The 4,725-nt window shown below is 73.1% G+C and carries 3 protein-coding genes; 2 read left to right on the top strand and 1 reads right to left on the bottom strand.

Annotation, left to right across the window (positions count from 1 at the left end; all coding sequences use genetic code 11):
- Nucleotides 1-152 precede the first annotated feature (152 nt).
- Entirely contained in the window at nucleotides 153-1,004 is an 852-nt protein-coding gene (locus V7053_RS17935; RefSeq protein ID WP_334173624.1) for a COG4705 family protein, read from the bottom strand.
- Between the two features lie 506 nt (nucleotides 1,005-1,510).
- Between V7053_RS17935 and V7053_RS17930 the strand changes: the two genes are divergently transcribed.
- Together V7053_RS17930 and V7053_RS17925 are read left to right on the top strand one after the other, a co-directional pair.
- Nucleotides 1,511-2,458: an alkaline phosphatase family protein gene (locus V7053_RS17930; RefSeq protein WP_334173623.1), complete on the top strand. Its 948-nt coding sequence runs from the start codon at nucleotides 1,511-1,513 to the stop codon at nucleotides 2,456-2,458.
- Nucleotides 2,459-2,697: 239 nt separating this feature from the next.
- A complete protein-coding gene (locus V7053_RS17925) occupies nucleotides 2,698-4,551 on the top strand; it encodes a hypothetical protein (protein ID WP_334173622.1) in 1,854 nt (617 codons plus the stop codon).
- Nucleotides 4,552-4,725: the final 174 nt, after the last annotated feature.

Raw genomic sequence — 4,725 nt, 5'->3', positions numbered from 1 at the left:
CGGAACATAGCCCAGCCGGGCAACGCCGGCACGGGCCGAAGGCAACGACTCGACAACACCCACCCGACCGAGGGTAGGGGCCGAGGCTGGGGGACTCCTCACATGCCTCAAGCCCAGTGGCTTGCCAGTCCCCTCGGCGGCCCTCCTCCGTTTCAGCGGGAGGGCCTGGGAGCGCGCCTCCCGGTGCGCGGGCTGAGCTGGAGGCGGCCGACGAGGATGACGATCAGGGCCAGGAGCACGGCCGCGACCGGGCCGTCTCCCCATCCGAGGCCGCCGACGTCGGGGCCCTTGCCGGTCCAGTCCGCGAACGAGGCCCCCAGCGGGCGGGTCAGGACGTAGGAGGCCCAGAACGCCAGGGTCCCGTTCAGGCCCAGGGATGCCCTGGCAGCCCCGGGGGCGGCGAACATCAGAACGAACACCGTCCCGGCCCCCAGGAACCCCAGGCCGGCGGAGTAGGCCAGCAGGTCCCCGGCCGCGGTGCCCAGGGCGAACGCCGCGCACACCGCCGCCCAGTAGAACACCTCACGGCGGCCGCTGGTGATGCTGTGGACGGAGAGGGTCCCCTCCGCGCGGCGCCAGAGCCAGAACACGGCCGCGAGGAGAACCCCGAACCCGGCCGAGGAGAGCGTGTAGGGCACCCCGAGGACCACGTGCAGGACGTCGGCGGCCATGGTCCCGAACACGGCGACCATCGTCACCGCCAGCCAGTAGACCCACGGGATGTACCGCCGGGCGCGGAACTGCAGGGCCAGGGCAACGGCGAAGACCAGGAAGGACCCCACGACCGCCAGGTAGGGGTTGAAGCCGTTCACGAGGAAGTCCGCGGTCGACTCGCCCAGGGCGGTCGTGAGCAGCTTGACCACCCAGAACAGGGCAGTGGCATCCGGGACCTTCCTGAAGGCCCCCGACACGTGACGGGCCCGCGCGTCCGGCGCGCCCCCGTCCTCACAACAGGTGCTGGCTGCTCTCTCGTCCGAGCCGATCGGGGAGTGGGGAAGGGACATGGCCCCATGATCGCCGCCCCGGTCTAAGGGATCTCTAAGAAGCCCGGGCTCCCGGCTGTGGCCGCAGACCAGCCCCGGGCCGGCCGCGCAGCGGCAGCGGGCGCCCGGGTACCGCACCATGCGCTGGCCTGCCCGCGGGGCCCCGGGGTGCGGGAATCGAGTACCGGCAAGTGTGGCCTCGGGATGCCCGGGCTTGGCAGAGTGGGCCCAACGGGCAGGGCCGTCCACTCGGGCCCGGGGCCGGTCCGAGGTGGTCCGGCCCGGACCGGCGGAAGGGAAGGCAGGAAGCGATGATCCGGAACACCGCAGGTGCGACTGCACGCAGGGGCGCGGGTCGGCGCTGCGCCGGGCTGGCCGTCGCAGCTGCCCTGGCCCTGGCGGCAGCGGGCTGCCAGTCCCCCTCCCCCAGCCTGAGCCCTACCGCGGGGGCGAGAACGGCAACGGCCTCCCCGGGGACCGGAGCCGCGGCCGGGTCCTCGGCAGGCTCTCCGGGGAGGGTGGGGCACGTGTTCGTGATCAACCTCGAGAACAAGGGCTACTACGAAACCTGGGGCGCCTCCTCGAAGGCCGCGTACCTGTCCAAAACCCTGCGGGCCCAGGGCGTGCTGCTCTCCCAGTACTACGGGATCGCCCACAACTCCGCCGGGAACTACCTCGCCCAGATCTCCGGGCAGGCCTCGAACCCGGCGAGCCGGGCCGACTGCCCCACCTACTCCGCCTTCCAGCAGACCGGGACCGCCGCCCCCGGGCAGGTGCTGGGTACTGGGTGCGTGTACCCGCCCTCCGTCCCCACCGTCGCCGGACAGCTCACCGCGGCCGGGAAGACCTGGAAGGGCTACATGGAAGACATGCAGCGCCCGTGCGAGCACCCCCCACTCGGTGCCAAGGACGACCACCAGAGCGCCAAGGCGGGCGATCAGTACGCCACCCGCCACAACCCCTTCGTGTACTTCGAGTCGATCACCTCCACCCCCCAGTGCCGGAGCAGCGTCGTCCCCTTCACCCAGCTCGCCGGCGACCTCAAGTCCGCCGCCACCACCCCCGACCTCTCCTACATCACCCCGAACCTGTGCCACGACGGCCACGACAGCCCCTGCGTCGACGGCCGCCCGGGCGGGCTGGAAAGCGCCGACGCCTGGCTCCGGGAGAACGTTCCGGCCATCCTGGCCTCCCCCGCGTACAGGCAGGACGGACTGCTCGTGATCACCTTCGACGAATCCGGCGGCGGCACCACCGGACCCGCCGGGCTCCTGCCCGGCGGCACCGCCGGCGGGCACATCGGCGCCCTCGTCCTCTCGCCCTTCGTCAAGGGTGGAACCACCTCGAGCACGCCCTACAACCACTACAGCCTGCTCGCCACCATCGAGGACCTCTTCTCCCTGCCCCGCCTCGGCTACGCCGGGGCCCCCGGGCTCAACGCCTTCGGCACGGACATCCTCGCCAACAGGCCCTGACCCCCAGTCGGGCAACCCCGCCCAGGACGTGCCCAAGTAGCCAGCGAACGCAAGGGGATGTCGGGGGCGCCGTGGGCACAGGAACCGGCCAGAGCATCGCGGCGAAGCCTCCCACTGCAACCGAAAACCACGCCGCTGCCCGGAGCCTTCCGGCATGAGGCAAGGACCCCAGCCGCGAGGAGTCTTCCTCGGGTCCGGCAAGTGGCCGCCCGCCAGCCCAGGCGCGTACCGTTGACCGGGTGAGCTCGCCGTTCGAAGACCCCGAGTTCGTTGCGCAGCTGGCCCGGATGGGGGTCGTCCACGCCCCCGGCATGGCTGCCCGGATGATGGAGGACCTCGCGCCGCTGCTCGCAGCCGAGGGGATCGACCTCGACAATCCCGACCAGGACATCGATCTCGACGACCTCGACGAAGCGCTCGCCCGCGCGACCGAGCACCACAACCTCATGCTGTTCACCCCGGTCGGCACCCGGCGTGCCGAGGCCCTCGCAGTCCTGCGGCGGTTCGCCGAGGCGTTCGCCGAGGGCGATGAAGACCGTGCCGCCGCCGTGCTCGCCGGCATCGGGAGCGAACCGGTCGCCGACGCCCCGGCCATCTCGCACCTCATCGGCGTCAGCCTGGGGCTCCTGGACGCCTGGCACACCGACCCCGGCCTCCGTGCCGCGCTCACGGGCACGCGCCTGCCGCGCTGGAACCGGGCCGCATGGGCTGCGGCGACCGATGTCCTGGCCCTGGCCCGCAAGGGGCGCGCGTTCGCCTCGCTGGCGAGCCTGCACCGGCACGGGGGGCTGGCACTGCTCGAGGGATCCGTGCTCCTGGTCGCAGCCTCCCTGATCGCCCGCGCCGCAAGCGAGAACGCAACGGTGCAAGAGGTCGCCGGGCGCGTCCTCGTCGACGGCGGTGCGGGCCGAGCTCCGGTGCGGCCTGTCCCGCCGGCTGCATCCCCCCAGAGGCCTGGCGCCAGCTTCATGCGCACCCGCCCCGCCCCCGGTGCGGGAAGGGGCCCGGGTACTGCGCCTCGCATGCGCGGTGGCATGGCGTCGGCCGACCGTGCGCTGCGGCGCGGCTTCGCCGCGTGGCTCGAACGCGCGCCCTCGATCGCCGCCCCCACGGTGCCCGAGGAGCTGGAGATGCTGCAGGCACTGGCGGACATCGGGCGCGACCAGGGCCTCGACCTGCACCACGCCCCCGACATCGAGGCGCTGATCGACCTGCTCTGGGACGCCGACGACCCCGAGAGCCCCGAGGCGCTCGAGGCCGCGCTCGAGACGCTGGACGACTACGTGCACTTCCGCCTCGACGCAGGCCACGACCTCCCCGCATGGGAGGCCGCGCACGAGGCCCTCGAGGACGCACTCGTCGACGCCGGTGCCGGATCCGGGCCCCTCGGGGCGATCCTGGAGCACGCGGAGGAAGTCGACCCCGAGGTGCGCCGTGCCGCGCTCGCGCGGACCCCGCTCATCGCAGCCGTGGCCGAACTGCTCCAATGGGTCGGCAGCGGCAGGCCCGCCACCCAGTCCGGAGGCGTACGACGCGCGGACATCGAGCACGTCGCCGGGATGCTGGGCATCCGGGCGGTCGGAGTCGCCAAACGGGTCGGCAGCGAACGCGACGAGGATGCCCCGCTCCAGGCGCTGTCGATGGCCCAGGTCCCCCTGCTCGCCCAGTGGTGGGAGGCACTGGCCACCGCGGAGGTGATCGAGACCGCTTCCTCCCGCGTCCGGCCCGGCCCCGCAGCCGCCGAATGGACAGCCGAGGCGCTCCCCCCGCTGGGGCTGGCCGAGACGGTCGCAGCGATGTTCGTCGCACAGACCCTCACGGCCCCGCTGGGCCATGGAACCCTCGGTGCGCTCATCGTCCAGGAATCGGTCCTCCAGCTCATCCGCGCCCTCGCCCCGGAGGACCTCGGCCCGGGCCTGCCGGAGTCCGCCCTGCCCGGCGATGGCACCGTGTGGACGCTGCGCAACCTCGAACGCGCGGCCCTGGTCGCCGGCACCCGCACGGCCGGTCTCGAGGTCACGGAGGGGCTCCGGGCCGCCGTCGCCCGCGGGCTCCTCGCCGTGGCGCTCCTCGCCGGAACCGACGACGAGTAGGACCCTCTCCCTCCCGGCGCCACCCGTCCTGCCCCGCGCCATCGGGACGTCCCAAGGGACAGAGCAGCTCCGAGGGCATCGCGATGGCGGGGCCCTGTTCGCACCTCTCCTGTCAGTTGACGCGGCGGTGCAGCCCTGCGTGTCGATTGGGTTCTCGGCGGGTGGGCGGGTTTG

This window comes from Sinomonas sp. (assembly GCF_036848755.1).
Lineage (GTDB): Bacteria > Actinomycetota > Actinomycetes > Actinomycetales > Micrococcaceae > Sinomonas.
This window is presented reverse-complemented; position numbering and strand designations above follow the sequence as displayed.

What these genes read in the sequence shown, in the direction of transcription:
- V7053_RS17935 (WP_334173624.1), bottom strand. Translation starts at nt 1,004, where the DNA reads ATGTCCCTTCCCCACTCCCCGATCGGCTCGGACGAGAGAGCAGCCAGC.